Here is a 12,586-nt window from a genome sequence, read left to right as displayed (position 1 = left end):
CCCAATGTTCAGCAAGCCCCATTTACGTAATAGGAGAAGCAAATGTTGCACAGCAAAAAATCCCGCAAGATCATCGCGACTGTGGCGGTAATGAGTGGACTCTCGCTCTTTACCGCCTCATGTGCAGGAACCGGTGGCCCCGAAACTCCCGAGTCATCAGGGCTCGGCGACATTCCCAAAGACACAAAGGGAACTGTCCGAATTCTGATGGAAAACGTTCCGGACACCGATCGAATCACCGATCTCGTTGCAAATTTCAACGAAGAGTACCCCGATGTCACTGTCGATATCGAGTCGCTTACGTTTGATCAGATGCGAGACAAGTTAGTCTCGTCATTCCAAGCGCCAGACCCAACTTACGATCTGATCGTTGTTGACAACCCTTGGATGGTTGACTTCGCTCAGGCAGGGTTCTTGGAGCCGCTCGATGATCGCATTGCGAGCACCAGCGATTATGACGCTGGAGACTTCTTTGAGCCCCTCGTCGACATCACGAAAGTTGACGGCACGACCTACGGCGTACCGTTCTATAACTACGCGCTGGGTTATTTATACAACGCTGATGATCTAGCTGCTGGCTCGCTGTCGGTTCCGACAACTCTTGAAGAGCTCGTGGCTACATCGAAGTCACTCACGACGTCAGAGCGTTCGGGTATTGCCATGCAACCCCAGCGAGGCTACAAAATCTTTGAAGAGTGGGCAAATTGGCTCTTTGCTGCAGGCGGCTCGATCTATGACGCCGATGGCAATCCGACGCTTGACACACCGGAGGCCAAGGCAGCTCTCGAAGCGTACATCGACGCATATAAGAATGCGGCGCCCGACAACAGCCTTAGCTGGGCATTTGACGAGGCCTTCCGATCGGTATCGAGCGGTCAGTCTTCTTCAATGATCAGCTACAACTGGAACCTCCCGGCGCTCAATGATCCGTCGGGAGCTTCTGGGGATCTCGCTGGAAACTTCAAACTTGCTCCGATGCCTGGTGGAAAGCAAGTTCTTGGTTCGTGGTCATGGGCTATCCCGTCCAACTCTTCAGCATCCGATGCGGCGTGGGCATTTGCCTCTTGGGTGACTTCGAAGGAGGTCGACATCGACCGAGTCAAGGAAGGTGGTGCTGCGATTCGCGTCAGCACTCTTGACGATCCCGGAGTTCTTGCTGACGGCTTTGGTGCTGACTACTACGAAGCGGTCAAGCAGATCTTGTCTGATGCTGCGCCACTGAGTGCGGGCGCGAACGGCGAAGAGATGATCCAGGCTGTCGGCACGGAGCTCAACGAAGCCGTCGCCGGAACGAAGTCAGTGGATGAAGCCCTTGCTGCAGCGCAAGCTGCGGTTGTAAAGATCCAGAAGTAGAGCCGGGTGGGAATTCAACGATCCCGGGGAAGTCGAGCGATGACGTTCAAGCTCGGAATGCTAGCTCCTCTGATCGCACTCCTTGTTCTTATCGTTGGATTCCCGCTTGCCTACGCGCTGTATCTAAGCGTTACTGACTACAAACTGACTGACCGCGGAACCCCGGGGTTCGTCGGAATTGATAACTTCCTTTCGACACTTACCAATGTCGACTTTTGGGAGGCCTTCGGCACAACCGTCCTCTACGTCGTGATGGCGGTTGGTGCTGAAGTCGTGCTGGGGTTGGCGATTGCTCTTGCCCTACAGAAACAGAAGTGGGCGAAGGACCTCACTCGTTCCATGCTTTTGGCACCAATGTTCATAACTCCTATTGCGGTTGGGCTAACTTTTCGATTCTTGCTCAACGACCAAATCGGTGCGATCCCTGCGATGTTGCGTGGCATCGGAATCAGCTACGACTTCTTTGGGCCAGGCCGTGCCCTCATGACTTTGGCAGCCATCGATGCGTGGCAGTGGACGCCGTTTATGGTGCTGTTGTTGCTCGCAGGACTTGAGTCGATACCCAAACAACCTCTCGAAGCTGCTCGTGTCGATGGGGGTTCCGCCTGGTACGTGTTCAGGCGCGTCACTTTTCCGTTGCTCTCCCCGGTGCTAGTCATTGCTGTGCTTCTGCGTGCTTTGGATGCGCTGAAAGTGTTCGAGTACGTGTTCGCCACTACGCGGGGTGGGCCGGGTACAGAGACGCAAACAATTCAGTACTTCACCTATCAGACAGGTATCCAGTTCTTCAGGCTGGGGGAGGCATCGTCGATGGCATTCGTGTTGCTCGCAATAGTTCTGACACTAATAATTCTGACCTTTCGTCGCATAGAAAGAGGCCGGGCAGCGTGAGAAAACCAAAACTACTTTCTGTCTTGCGGATCACCCTGCTGTGGGTAGCGGCAATATTTGTCATTGTGCCTTTGGCCTGGATCACTCTCGCAAGTTTCAAAACACCGCAAGAACTAAACGATCCCGGATTGGTTCTCTTCACTCCCAACTTCGATAGCTGGGCGAGCGTCCTATCATCGGGGATCCTCGATGCTGCGTATCGAAGTCTTGTTGTCGGTCTAGTTACCGTCGGCATAAGCATTGTGGTCGGCGGAATGGGGGCCTATGCGATCTCGAAGTACAAAGCAGGCGGCTCAGTGACACGGTTCGGAATCTTGGCCGCGCAGGTGCTGCCACCCGCGGTACTAGTGTTTCCTTTCTTGACCATGGCGTACGCGCTCCGGCTCAATGACACGCTGGTTCCAGTAATCTTCGCGCACCTCAGCTTTGTGCTTCCAGTGGTGACATGGTTCTTGATCGGATTCTTTGATGCGGTGCCGCCCGCTCTCGAAGAGCAGGCTCGAGTCGATGGTTTCAGCCGGTTTCGCGCATTCGTACTCGTGGTTCTACCGCAAGTGCTTCCGGGTATTGGTGCCGCTGCCATTTTTGGCTTCACGCTCTCGTGGAACGACATGTTCTACGGACTCATTTTGGCGCCCGGAAATGCAGCAATTCTTCCTGTTGCGATCTCCGGGTTCAACACCTTCCGTGGCGTTCAGCTGGGCGCGATGAGTGCAGCAATTCTTATCGCAGTAGTCCCTGTTGTTATCGCTAGTTTCTTTATCCAGCGCAAGCTCGTTCAGGGCATCAGCGGTGGAGCCGTCAAGTCTTAGGATCTGTGAAAAATATGGCAAACGTAACGTTCTCAAAAGTAAACAAAATGTACGGATCGTCTCGGATAGTTTCCGACCTAGACCTCGAATTGCCTGACGGTTCATTCACAGTGATGGTGGGTCCGTCCGGATGTGGCAAGTCCACGTCGCTCCGGATGCTCGCGGGCCTTGAGCCGATTACTTCAGGTGAGATTAAAATTGGTGAGCGTGTGGTCACCGACCTTGAGCCAAAAGATCGTGATATCGCAATGGTGTTCCAGAACTATGCGCTCTACCCCCACCTTTCCGTTCGCGAGAATATTGCGTTTCCTCTGCGAGCGACCAAGACTCCTCGCGCCTTGGCACTCAAACGCGCGGATGAGGTCGCAGATTCTTTAGGCCTTGCGCATCTCGCGGCCCGGAAGCCCAAGGACCTAAGTGGTGGCCAACAACAGCGTGTCGCGATTGGCCGGGCCATTATCCGTCAGCCGTCAGTCTTCTTGTTTGATGAACCGCTGAGCAACCTTGATGCGAAGCTCCGGGTTGAAACTCGCACCGAATTGCTTCAGATTCAGCGGCGCTTGGGGATCACCTCCCTCTATGTCACGCACGACCAAGAAGAAGCGATGACTCTCTCTGACCGAATAATTGTGATGCGCGAGGGCCAGATCGCTCAGCAGGGGACGCCGTTGGAAGTCTACTCACGACCTACCAGCACTTTCGTGGCGGAGTTTGTTGGAAGTCCTAAGATGAACCTCATCGATGGGGGCATCGAAAGAGGTATCTTCACGTCCGACAGCGGAATACGTTTAGAGACGCAGGAAATAGGCGCCACGGGTCTCGTCACATTGGGAATTCGACCGGATGATCTTCTCATCTCATCAAGTCCCGAGCCGACTCTAAGCTTGGCAACTGTCGAGTTGATTGAGCTACTTGGGCCACGTGCGATCGTGACGTTGCGGGCACACGACCGCGTTCTAACTAGTGTGGTTGGGGCAGCTCAACTTGCGAATGTCCGCGAAGGCTCCATCGTGGGGCTTTCGGTGCGAAAGAATTCCAGCCACCTCTTCGACCAAGCCTCGGGATCAAGGCTCCCTTAGCCGTAGAGGGGATGACGTGCGGGCGCTAAGGTCACGACTGGGTTGCTCCGTGAGTGCTGCTAAAGCTCGCTGAGCGCTTCATCGTAGATGGCCATTGCGCGTTCGACCTCGGCGGGCGTCACGACTGCTGGCGGCACTACGTGGATGCGGTTGTCAGCAGTGAACGGCAGCAGTCCGCGCTTCACGAGCGCGCCCTTCAGCTTGCCCATGTTTGCAGCGCTGAGAGGTTCGCGGGTGTCGCGGTCGGCGACAAGTTCCATCGCCCAGAAGACTCCGCTTCCGCGTATTTCGCCGATGCTGGAGTGCTTGGCGGCGAGGGCCGCAAGGCCGGGAGCGATGTGGTCGCGGCCAATCATGGCGGCATTCTCGACGATGCCTTCCTCTTCCATCGCGGTGATGGAGGCGACGATAGAGGCTGCGGCGAGCGGGTGGCCTGAGTAGGTGAGTCCGCCGGGAAAGACGCGTTCGTCGAAGGTTGCCGCGATTTCGTCAGAGATGATTACGCCGCCGACGGGCACATAGCCAGAGTTGACTCCCTTGGCGAAAGCGATGAGGTCGGGTTTGATGTCGAAGGCGTCGAACGCGAACCAGTTGCCGGTGCGACCGAAGCCACACATGACTTCATCCAGGATGATGAGGATGCCGTACTTGTCGGCGAGGGCACGCACGCCAGCCATGTAGCCGGGTGGCGGCATCAGCACGCCAGCGGTGCCGGGAATCGTCTCGAGCAAAATCGCTGCGATCGATTCAGAGCCTTCAGCCTGAATGGTGCGCTCAAGGTGGTGCAGGGCGCGGTCTGATTCTTGTTCGGGGGAGTCAGCCCAGAATTCGGAACGGTAGAGGTAGGGGCCGAAGACGTGCACGTGAGCGCGCGAGTACTCGTTGGGGATTCGGCGCCAGTCACCCGTGGCAGCAATCGCCGAGCCGGTGTTGCCGTGGTAGGAGCGGTAGCGCGAGAGAACCTTGTCGCGACCGGTGTGAAGGCGAGCCATGCGGATCGCGTTCTCGTTGGCATCCGCCCCGCCGTTGGTGAAGAACACTTTGTTCATGCCCTCGGGGGCGTGGTCGGTGATTTTGCGGGCGGCTTCGCCGCGAATGTTAATGGCATGGGCGGGAGCGATTGTCGCCATGAGGTCGGCCTGTGCCTTGATGCCGGCGATCACTGCGGGATGCTGGTGCCCGATGTTGATGTTAACGAGCTGGCTCGAGAAGTCGAGGTACTCGTTGCCTTCGTCATCCCACACGGTGCTGCCAAGGCCGCCTTCAAGAACTAGCGGTTTCAGCGCGCCCTGCGCCGACCAAGAATGAAACACGTGGGCGCGGTCGAGCGCGATGGTTTCTTCGTTGCTGTGGTTGCTGGATGCGGGTGCAGAGTTCATGGGGCATCTTTCGTGGGCGAGGCTGATACTCAACTATCGCGCTCCACCGCGCTCGCGTTCGTGACATTTTGTATAGCGCAGTGCTGCATACTCGACATAAGGTGAGATTTCGATTCGGAAAGGATTAGCTCAGATGCTCCCAACGATTACGTGGCTGCTTAGCAGAGAACAGTTGCGGCTCAGCGTGGTGAGCGACGCGGGCGAGCATCCGCACCACTCCAACCTGTTGACCGCCCCCATCAGTTGGGTGCACAGTTCTGACCTCAATGACCCCACCCCGTTTCTCAGCAGCGGCAACGTGCTGCTCACCGATGGCGCACAATTCGGTTTCGACGAGGCCGCTGAGCGCTACAACTACGACGCCTATGTTGGCCGACTAGTTGATGCAGAGATCGTTGGCCTGGGGTTCGCAACCCATTTTTTGCACCAAGGGATGCCGCCAGGGCTTGCCGAAGCGTGCGCCCGTGCCGGGCTCCCTCTTATTGATGTTCCTGACCGTGTTCCCTTCATTGCGGTCATTCGCGAGGTCGCCGATCAGATCGCTGCCGAACGCAGCCGGCGCATGGAGTGGTCGATTTCTGCCCACAAAGCGATCTCTCGTGCCGCGCTCAAGCCCACCGGTCTGCGGTCGACCCTCGTCGAGCTCGAACGTCAGCTCTCCTGTTGGGTTGGACTGTTCGATGCGACCGGTGCTCCCCTTCTTGTTCCCTCGCAGCAACCGTCCACTGACCGCTTCGCTGCACCCGTGCGGGATGAGGTGGCTCGGGTGCTGCGCAAGGGGCGCCGGTCATCCACAAGTCTCACTCTCGAATCGGGGCAGGTGACTATTCAGACGTTCGGCCAGAGTGGGCAGTTGCGAGGAGCCCTGGCATTGGGGCGTGGGGTGCTGCTTGACCGTGCCGAGAATGAGCTCGTCACCAGCGTGATCGCTCTGGCGACGCTGGCGCTCGAACAAAACCGTGAGCTCGATACAACGCGTGGGCAATTGCGTTCGGCCCTGCTCGAGCTGATGCTTGCCGGCAATGTTCCTATTGCGCGGGCGACAGCGCGCGACGTGTGGGGAGCGCTGCCACAAGAACCGCTCAGTGTCATCGCAATCGCGAGGCAAGTGCGCAGCCACTATGTGCTCGACGCTCTCGAATCGTTGGCACTCGATCGCGACGGCCGAGTCTTCTTCGCTGAGCGAGACGACACGATCGTGGTCGTCGTCGGGCAGGGGAGCGAGCGCCAGCAGATCGCACAACTTGTTGCCGACCACGGGCTCGCAGCCGGCAGCGCCGCCGCAGACTATCCCGGCCTCGGCGGAGCGCTTGCTCAGGCATCCCATGCACTTCATGCTGGTGCTGGGCGCCCAGGTCTCACCGATTTCGCAGACATTGCTGGCACCGGGATGCTCGGAGTGCTGCACGCGGCCGGTGCTGAGCAAGTGGCACACCGAGTGCTCACACCCCTCGTCACCTTCGATGCCGAGCATTCGACGACCCTCGTGGATACGCTGCGCTCCTGGCTCGCGCACGATTGCTCGTGGGGTTCGACAGCCGCACAGCTAGGGATTCACCGGCACACAGTGCGGGCGCGGATCGACCAAGCTGCGGGCATCCTGAACCTCGATCTTGAAACATTTGAGGGCCGCCTTGAGGTGTGGGCAGCATTGCGGATGCTCGAATAGGCCCACTCGCCAGTGCCGCCCCCCAGTTCGAGCGTTCTGGCCTGCCATTCAGGTAGGCCGTGCGGGCATCCGATACACTCTGAACTTGCGCTATGCAAGGAGGGCTGTCCGAGCGGCCGATGGAGCCAGTCTTGAAAACTGGTGGGCAGAGATGTCTCGTGGGTTCGAATCCCACGCCCTCCGCACTGCGTGTCAGGTCTTGTATCCGGTGAATGAAAGGGAAGTGCGATGAGTGAACTTCGTCCACGCTCAGAGTTGCGTTCGCGCTCTGTTGCTCGCACTAGCTCAAAAGAAGCGCCCAAGGTGCAAGGTTTGGCACGTCACGGCCGGTTGAAGAAGCCGGGCCCGTGGGGAGCGATTGCAAAGATTGTTGCCGCTTCTCTTGCTGTGTTAATGGTGAGTGGTGCGGCTGTTGGCGCCGTGGCGTTCGACAGCATTTATGGCCAGCGCGACACTGTCACTCTCGTCGGTGAGACCCAAGGTCCTCCCCCGCAGATCGGCAGCTATGAGGGCGGATTCAACATTCTCATCGCCGGTAGCGATACCCGTGAGGATCAGGGCGGCATCGGCGGAACAACTCGCGATGCGTCGGGTGAACTCAACGACGTGAACATGATTTTGCACGTAGCTGCCGACCGCCAGTCTGCCGTGGCGATCAGCTTCCCTCGTGACATGGTGATGGGCATCCCCGAGTGCCCCAGCGCCGACGGCGACTACAACAAGTACTACTCGACAGAGGCACTCAACACCGCGCTCTCCTATGGTGGCCTTCCTTGTGTTGCGCTGACCCTCTCCGAATTCACCGGCCTCGACATTCAGTTCGCTGGCATCATTACATTCGACGGCGTCATCCAGATGACGAACGCAATCGGCGGTGTGGATGTCTGCATCGACGGCCCGCTCGTTGACCCGTACACCGGTATCGACCTTCCCGAGGCCGGCACCTACAACCTCTCAGGCTGGAGTGCACTCGCATTCTTGCGTTCCCGTCACGGCATCGGTGATGGCAGTGACCTGACCCGCATCAGCTCGCAGCAGGTCTACCTCTCGTCGCTAGTGCGCACGCTCAAGAGCTCCGAGACGCTCAGCGACTACAAGAAGCTTTACAACCTCGCGGATGCTGCGATCGCCAACATGCAGCTGTCGAAGGGTCTTTCAGACATTCCCACAATGGTGTCGATCGCTCTCGCGCTCAAAGACATCCCGCTGGATCGCATCCAGTTCGTGCAATACCCAGGTACGACCGGCGGCACGGGTGTTTATGACGGCAAGGTACAGCCGAACCAGTACCTAGGCGACCAGATGATGGATCTGATTGCATCTGACCAGGCATTCGTTCTTGAAGAAACGACCGACGGTCAAGGCTCAATTCTCGACCCGAACGCTCCAGTCGCAGAGCCCACCCCCGAAGCAACTGAAGGATCGACCGCAGCGCCTGAGGATGACCTTCCGGTGCTCGACATCCGCGGACAGAACGCAGCAACGTACAGCTGCTCGGTCACCAACAGCTACTAAACTGGGTCAGTCGCGGCTCGGTTCGTCGTTCTGCTCATGAGCGGTTATGATTGCTGAGCACGTCTGGAGACGTCGCATAGTCCGGCCTAGTGCACCACCCTGCTAAGGTGGAGTACCCGTAAGGGTACCGAGAGTTCAAATCTCTCCGTCTCCGCTCTTCACAGAAAACCCTTGATTATTCAGGGGTTTTCTTGCTTTAGGGCAAGGCTGGCGGGGATTCACGCGGTCTGCCTCACCTCATCCACAGGATAAGCTCAGGCGCTATGGCAACTGGCGCAACGATCCACACCTTTACGGTGCAACTGGCCGATGTGGATCGCGGCGTCTACGAGGACTTCACGCTTCGGGTGGCACGCCATCCATCAGAAACTGACTTGTATATGGTGACGCGACTGCTCGCGTATTGCCTTGAATACGAGGAGGGGATCGCGTTTAGTGAGGGGCTCTCCTCGACCGCGGAGCCGGCAGTTCTCGTGCGCGATCTCACCGGAACGATTACCGCCTGGATTGAGGTTGGCGCACCCGATGCTGCCCGTCTCCACTACGGCAGCAAGTTGGCAGACCGGGTTGCCGTCTACACACATCGCGACCCAGTGAAGGTTGCGGCTGCGTGGACGGGTAAGAAGATTCATCAGTCAGAGGCCATTGTCTTGCGCAGCTTTGACCCTGGATTCATTGACGGTGTTGTTGCTTCCCTCGAACGACGCAATGCGGTCACGCTGTCGGTGACCGAAGGGCAGCTCTACCTAGACCTGAACGGCACAACGTCGACGTCGGCGCTGCACGACCACGGTGCCGAGTAGCCCTTCTCTGGTAATTCCCTGCGTCTCGGAATGATTCTTGGCCACAATTGCGTTGGGTAAGAACATGACTATCTTGCCGGGAACCACAGTGCCCTCGCTCTCCTTGCCGCTCGTGCAGGGAGGCACCACCGATGACCTTGCGCTCGGTACCGGTACCGACGGCCGCTTCACTCTCATCGTGTTCTACCGTGGCTTGCACTGCCCGGTTTGCCGCAAGCAACTGCGTGAGTTCGACGAGAACATGGATGAGCTTCGCGAGGCCGGCGTCGGTCGCATTGTGGCGGTCAGCATGGACACCCTCAAGCGCGCCACAATCTCCATCGACGAGTGGGAAATCACCCGCCTCCCCATCGCCCATGGCCTCACTGATGAAGCCGCCCGCCAGTGGGGGCTTTTCATCTCTAGCGGATTCAAGAAGGGCGAACCCGAGTTCTTCAGCGAGCCCGGCATGTACATCCTCGACTCCGATGGCACCGTGTTCTGGAGCACCGTCTCCAGCATGCCCTTCGGACGGATGCCCGTGAAGGCCATCATCCATGGCCTCGAGTACATCACCGAGAACAACTACCCCGCTCGCGGAGCTGTTGCGCCGTAAGGAATATACTTGCACTTTGAGGGGACCGGCAAGTGCCGATTCGCCAGACGCAAGAGGAATGAAACGACCGTCATGATCGAATTCCAGAGCGTCTCAAAGCGGTTTCCCGATGGCACCCTCGCTGTTGAAGACTTCTCTCTCGTGCTTCCCTCGCACAAGGCGACCGTGCTCGTCGGCTCGTCCGGCTCGGGCAAGACAACGCTTCTGCGGATGATCAACCGGATGGTCGACCCGACCGCCGGCAAGGTCCTGATAGATGGCGAGGATATTTCGAGCCTCAATCCGGTGATGCTTCGCCGACGGATCGGCTACGTTCTGCAGGCCATAGGACTCCTGCCGCACCGGCGGGTGGTCGACAACATCGCTTCAGTGCCGCGGTTGAACGGTGTGCCGAAACGGGTGGCCCGGCGCGACGCGCTCACCTTGCTCGACACAGTTGGACTCGACCGCTCCCTAGCTGACCGGTATCCGGATCAGCTTTCCGGCGGCCAGCAGCAACGCGTCGGAGTCGCACGTGCTCTCGCTAGCGACCCGGACATCCTTCTCATGGATGAGCCGTTCGGCGCGGTCGACCCGATTGTTCGGGCGGAACTTCAGGTCGAACTCAACCGCTTGCAGCGCGAGCTCGGCAAGACCACGGTGTTCGTCACCCACGACATCGACGAGGCTTTCACGATCGCCGACCAAGTGGTGATCCTTCGCACCGGCGGTGTGATCGCGCAGGTGGGAACTCCGGCCGTGATTCTGGCAAACCCAGCCGACGACTTCGTCGCGACTTTCATCGGTGCAGATAAGGGAAAGCGCGCCCTGTATCTCCAGCATCGCGAGGGGGACAGCGCGACCCTGATCGTCGATGGGGACGGCCGGCCCGCCGGAATTCTCGGGGCCGACCGATGAGGGAGGGTCGATGAGCTGGTTCATCGAGAACTTTGACCTCATCGCTGGGCTCACTGGCAATCATGTTGCGCTCAGCATTGTTCCGATCGTGCTCGGATTCGTAATCGCTGTGCCACTTGGTTGGATCGCCAACCGGTGGCTGGCCTTGCGGTCGATCGTGATCGCCGGGGGTAGTCTCCTCTACACGATCCCCTCCCTTCCGCTCTTCGTGATGCTGCCTTACTTGCTCGGAACGCGGATCACAGATGACCGGAATATTGTCGTAGCTCTGACTATCTATGCGGTGGCGATGATGGTTCGCATCGCGGCAGATGCCCTGGCGGCAGTGCCGGCGGAAGCGATCGAGGCCGCCACCGCCATGGGGTACTCCCCATGGACCCGCTTCTGGCAAGTGGAATTTCCGCTCGCTGGCCCCGTACTTCTCGCTGGCCTTCGAGTTGTCTCGGCAAGTACGATCGCGCTCGTCTCGGTCGGGGCGATCATTGGCTCAGCTAACCTCGGCTACCTGTACACGAACGGCAAGCAACGCGACTTCCTTGAGGAGATCGTCATCGGCATCATGGCGAGCCTGATCATCGCTCTCGTCTTCGACGTGGTGCTTGTGCTACTCAGCCGAGTGCTCATGCCATGGAGCCGGCAGAGCAGTCGCGCCAAGCACCGGAGCATCCTTCCCGTCGAGCGGGTGGCCTGAGCCATGCAATTCTTTCTTGACGCCTTCCGCTGGCTGCTGGATCCCGCGAACTATGTCGCAGGATCGCAGAGCCCCCTGCCGATTCAGGATCGGATCGGCGAGCACCTGTTCTACACAGTCGTCTCGGTGATGATCGCGGCAGTCATCGCGCTTCCGCTCGGCTTTTACATCGGTCACACCGGCCGCGGCCGCCAATTCGTGATCGGGTTCACCGGTGCAATGCGCGCGCTCCCAACACTTGGCCTGCTAATGGCTCTCTTCGTCATTGTGGGCGCCACAGTGCCGTTCACGCAGGCCGCGTTCGTTGCCTCGATAATCGCCCTCGTCATCCTGGCGGTTCCATCAATTCTGGCCGGTGCGTATGCCGGAATCGAATCGGTCGACAAGAACACAGTGGATGCCGGACGCGCGAGTGGCATGACCGAGTTGCAGGTGCTCATACGGGTCGAGATACCGCTCTCGCTCCCACTGATCATCGGCGGCATCCGCGCATCCGCGATGCAGGTTATTGCGACCGCAGTGATCGCCTCGTACATCTCGCTCGGCGGTCTCGGAACGATCATCTCGAGCGGTATCGGACTCAATGACAACGAGCGCATCCTCGGCGGCGCCATTCTCGTCACGGTGCTCGCGCTCGTGATCGATTGGATCTTCGCGCTTGTTCAGCGACTGACCAGGAGACGCGGCTCATCCGACACGCGCCGGCAGAAAACACACGTCCGTGACAGGTCACTGGGGCCAGTCACGGTGGCGGCAACCACCGCCGACGAAGGGGAAAATAATGTTCGCAGCAAATAGGGGGGGTGCCCCTATGTTTTTGTCAAGCGGCGAGGGCGTGTTTTTTCGGTTCGTTCTCGTAGAGTGTGCCGTCGCGCATCATGGCGTAGAGGACGTTGCAGCGG

Annotated in this window: 12 protein-coding genes and 2 tRNA genes; 13 read left to right on the top strand and 1 reads right to left on the bottom strand. The window is 58.8% G+C overall.

Features of this window, described 5'->3' with window-relative positions; all coding sequences use genetic code 11:
* The first annotated feature begins 42 nt into the window (after positions 1 to 42).
* Genes ABD112_RS07915 through ABD112_RS07900 form a run of 4 tightly spaced genes read left to right on the top strand, consistent with a single transcriptional unit; the run spans position 43 to position 4,135 of the window.
* Positions 43 to 1,353: an ABC transporter substrate-binding protein gene (locus ABD112_RS07915; protein WP_343924759.1), complete on the top strand. Its 1,311-nt coding sequence runs from the start codon at positions 43 to 45 to the stop codon at positions 1,351 to 1,353.
* 39 nt (positions 1,354 to 1,392) lie between these two features.
* Positions 1,393 to 2,244: a carbohydrate ABC transporter permease gene (locus ABD112_RS07910; protein ID WP_343924757.1), complete on the top strand. Its 852-nt coding sequence runs from the start codon at positions 1,393 to 1,395 to the stop codon at positions 2,242 to 2,244.
* Positions 2,241 to 3,056 carry a carbohydrate ABC transporter permease gene (locus tag ABD112_RS07905; RefSeq protein WP_343924755.1) on the top strand — a complete coding sequence of 272 codons (816 nt, stop codon included), beginning with the start codon at positions 2,241 to 2,243 and terminating at the stop codon, positions 3,054 to 3,056. The genes ABD112_RS07910 and ABD112_RS07905 overlap by 4 nt, the downstream gene beginning before the upstream one ends.
* A gap of 14 nt (positions 3,057 to 3,070) precedes the next feature.
* Positions 3,071 to 4,135, top strand: coding sequence for an ABC transporter ATP-binding protein (locus ABD112_RS07900; protein WP_343924753.1), 1,065 nt, complete (start codon positions 3,071 to 3,073; stop codon positions 4,133 to 4,135).
* Between the two features lie 59 nt (positions 4,136 to 4,194).
* On the opposite strand, the gene ABD112_RS07895 is transcribed toward ABD112_RS07900, so the two are convergent.
* Positions 4,195 to 5,514, bottom strand: coding sequence for an aspartate aminotransferase family protein (locus ABD112_RS07895; RefSeq protein ID WP_343924751.1), 1,320 nt, complete (start codon positions 5,512 to 5,514; stop codon positions 4,195 to 4,197).
* 133 nt (positions 5,515 to 5,647) lie between these two features.
* On the opposite strand from ABD112_RS07895, the gene ABD112_RS07890 reads away from it, so the two are divergent.
* From ABD112_RS07890 to ABD112_RS07850, 9 genes are all read left to right on the top strand, one after another.
* On the top strand, positions 5,648 to 7,183 hold the full coding sequence (locus tag ABD112_RS07890) for a PucR family transcriptional regulator (RefSeq protein WP_343924749.1): 1,536 nt from the start codon (positions 5,648 to 5,650) through the stop codon (positions 7,181 to 7,183).
* Positions 7,184 to 7,281: 98 nt separating this feature from the next.
* Positions 7,282 to 7,366 (top strand) — tRNA-Ser (locus ABD112_RS07885).
* A gap of 45 nt (positions 7,367 to 7,411) precedes the next feature.
* Positions 7,412 to 8,698 carry an LCP family protein gene (locus tag ABD112_RS07880; protein WP_343924747.1) on the top strand — a complete coding sequence of 429 codons (1,287 nt, stop codon included), beginning with the start codon at positions 7,412 to 7,414 and terminating at the stop codon, positions 8,696 to 8,698.
* Positions 8,699 to 8,763: 65 nt separating this feature from the next.
* Positions 8,764 to 8,852 (top strand) — tRNA-Ser (locus tag ABD112_RS07875).
* 109 nt (positions 8,853 to 8,961) lie between these two features.
* Complete coding sequence (locus ABD112_RS07870) at positions 8,962 to 9,501, top strand: YaeQ family protein (protein ID WP_343924745.1); 540 nt, start codon at positions 8,962 to 8,964, stop codon at positions 9,499 to 9,501.
* A gap of 37 nt (positions 9,502 to 9,538) precedes the next feature.
* Positions 9,539 to 10,096, top strand: coding sequence for a redoxin domain-containing protein (locus ABD112_RS07865; protein ID WP_343924744.1), 558 nt, complete (start codon positions 9,539 to 9,541; stop codon positions 10,094 to 10,096).
* 72 nt (positions 10,097 to 10,168) lie between these two features.
* Complete coding sequence (locus tag ABD112_RS07860; RefSeq protein WP_343924742.1) at positions 10,169 to 10,993, top strand: ABC transporter ATP-binding protein; 825 nt, start codon at positions 10,169 to 10,171, stop codon at positions 10,991 to 10,993.
* A 10-nt stretch (positions 10,994 to 11,003) separates the two neighbouring features.
* Positions 11,004 to 11,684, top strand: a complete 681-nt coding sequence (locus tag ABD112_RS07855) for an ABC transporter permease (RefSeq protein WP_343924740.1) — start codon at positions 11,004 to 11,006, stop codon at positions 11,682 to 11,684.
* A gap of 3 nt (positions 11,685 to 11,687) precedes the next feature.
* Positions 11,688 to 12,482, top strand: coding sequence for an ABC transporter permease (locus tag ABD112_RS07850; RefSeq protein WP_343924739.1), 795 nt, complete (start codon positions 11,688 to 11,690; stop codon positions 12,480 to 12,482).
* The last annotated feature ends 104 nt before the right edge of the window (positions 12,483 to 12,586 follow it).

It is taken from the genome of Rhodoglobus aureus, assembly GCF_039527955.1.
GTDB lineage: Bacteria > Actinomycetota > Actinomycetes > Actinomycetales > Microbacteriaceae > Rhodoglobus > Rhodoglobus aureus.
Note: the sequence above shows the minus strand (reverse complement) of the source record. Positions and strands in the feature narration are given on the sequence as shown.

Excerpts from the sequence above, each read along its gene's own strand:
- ABD112_RS07860 (WP_343924742.1), top strand. The coding sequence starts at position 10,169 with ATGATCGAATTCCAGAGCGTCTCAAAGCGGTTTCCCGATGGCACCCTC.
- ABD112_RS07900 (WP_343924753.1), top strand. The coding sequence starts at position 3,071 with ATGGCAAACGTAACGTTCTCAAAAGTAAACAAAATGTACGGATCGTCT.
- ABD112_RS07895 (WP_343924751.1), bottom strand. The coding sequence starts at position 5,514 with ATGAACTCTGCACCCGCATCCAGCAACCACAGCAACGAAGAAACCATC.
- ABD112_RS07850 (WP_343924739.1), top strand. The coding sequence starts at position 11,688 with ATGCAATTCTTTCTTGACGCCTTCCGCTGGCTGCTGGATCCCGCGAAC.
- ABD112_RS07855 (WP_343924740.1), top strand. The coding sequence starts at position 11,004 with ATGAGCTGGTTCATCGAGAACTTTGACCTCATCGCTGGGCTCACTGGC.
- ABD112_RS07910 (WP_343924757.1), top strand. The coding sequence starts at position 1,393 with ATGACGTTCAAGCTCGGAATGCTAGCTCCTCTGATCGCACTCCTTGTT.
- ABD112_RS07870 (WP_343924745.1), top strand. The coding sequence starts at position 8,962 with ATGGCAACTGGCGCAACGATCCACACCTTTACGGTGCAACTGGCCGAT.
- ABD112_RS07880 (WP_343924747.1), top strand. The coding sequence starts at position 7,412 with ATGAGTGAACTTCGTCCACGCTCAGAGTTGCGTTCGCGCTCTGTTGCT.
- ABD112_RS07915 (WP_343924759.1), top strand. The coding sequence starts at position 43 with ATGTTGCACAGCAAAAAATCCCGCAAGATCATCGCGACTGTGGCGGTA.
- ABD112_RS07890 (WP_343924749.1), top strand. The coding sequence starts at position 5,648 with ATGCTCCCAACGATTACGTGGCTGCTTAGCAGAGAACAGTTGCGGCTC.